This is a genomic window from Burkholderia sp. HMSC10F09, from assembly GCF_001806955.1.
In the GTDB taxonomy this organism is placed as follows: domain Bacteria; phylum Pseudomonadota; class Gammaproteobacteria; order Burkholderiales; family Burkholderiaceae; genus Burkholderia; species Burkholderia multivorans.
Map to the genome: position 1 here is coordinate 24,440 of NZ_KV786507.1, position 1,498 is coordinate 25,937.

A 1,498-nucleotide genomic window follows, 5' to 3' on the forward strand; every position below is an offset into this window, starting at 1 on the left:
GAAGCTGCTGCTGCTCGACGAGCCGATGTCGGCACTCGACAAGCAGATCCGCCAGCGCACGCAGATCGAGCTCGTCAACATCCTGCACAAGGTCGGCGTGACCTGCATCATGGTCACGCACGACCAGGAAGAGGCGATGACGATGGCGAACCGCCTCGCCGTGATGAGCGAAGGTCAGATCGTGCAGATCGGCTCGCCGAACGAAGTCTACGAATATCCGAACAGCCGCTTCTCGGCCGAATTCATCGGGTCGACGAACCTGTTCGACGGCGTGACGGTCGAGGACGAGCCCGACCACGTGTATATCGAATCGCCGGAGTTGCCGAGCCGGCTGTACGTGAGCCACGGGATCACGGGCCCGCTCGGGATGCCGGTGACGGTATCGGTGCGCCCCGAGCGGATCGCGCTCACGCGCAAGCCGCCCGAAGGCGCCTTCAACTGGGCGCGCGGTGCGATCACGAACGTCGCGTACATGGGCGGCTATTCGCTGTATCACGTGAAGCTCGATGGCGGCAAGACGGTGATCGCGAACGTGTCGAGCCTCGCGATTTCGGAACTCGACACGCCGGCGCTCGGCGACGAGATCTACGTGCGCTGGAGCGCGACGGCAGGGGTGGTGCTGACGTCATGAACGCGCTCAAGTCCCTGCTCGCGTGGCCGGTGCGGCGCTTCAACCTGACGGGCGGCACCGCGGTGGTGGCCGGACCGTTCACGTGGCTCGTGCTGTTCTTCCTCGTGCCGTTCGTGCTGGTCGTGAAGATCAGCTTCGCGGAGCTGCAGCTCGGCATTCCGCCGTATTCGGAGCTCGCGTCGTACGCGGACGGCGTCGTGCACATCGCGCTGAACCTGTCGCACTACGCGTTCCTGTTGTCGGACAGCCTGTACTTCGCGACGTACGTGAACTCGGTGGTCGTTGCCGCGATCACGACGCTGCTCTGTCTGCTGATCGGCTATCCGATGGCGTACTACATCGCGCGCTCGAATCCGGCCACGCGCAATCTGCTGATGATGGGCGTGATGCTGCCGTTCTGGACGTCGTTCCTGATCCGCGTGTATGCGTGGATCGGGATCCTGAAGAACAACGGCCTGCTGAACAACTTCCTGATGTGGATCGGGCTGATCCACACGCCGATCGAGCTGTACCGGACCAACTACGCGGTCTATATCGGCATGGTCTATTCGTATCTGCCGTTCCTCGTCATGCCGCTCTATGCGCATCTCGTGAAGATGGATCTGCGTCTGCTCGAAGCCGCGTACGACCTTGGCGCGAAGCCGTGGAAGGCGTTCGTGCAGATCACGCTGCCGCTGTCGAAGAACGGGATCATCGCGGGCTGCCTGCTCGTGTTCATTCCGGCAGTCGGCGAGTACGTGATCCCCGAACTGCTCGGCGGTGCGAACACGCTGATGATCGGCCGCGTCATGTGGAACGAGTTCTTCAACAACGCAGACTGGCCGATGGCGTCGGCCGTGACCTGCGCGATGGTGCTGCTGCTGCTCG

2 protein-coding genes are annotated in these 1,498 nt (G+C 63.0%); both read left to right on the top strand.

Annotation, left to right across the window (positions count from 1 at the left end):
- Nucleotides 1-631, top strand: a 631-nt coding sequence (locus tag HMPREF3115_RS32130) for a TOBE domain-containing protein (RefSeq protein ID WP_256275955.1), incomplete at its 5' end; no start/stop codon positions are given.
- Nucleotides 628-1,498 (top strand): ABC transporter permease subunit (locus tag HMPREF3115_RS01810; protein ID WP_256275956.1); only part of this gene is annotated, 871 nt, incomplete at its 3' end. The genes HMPREF3115_RS32130 and HMPREF3115_RS01810, both read left to right, overlap by 4 nt.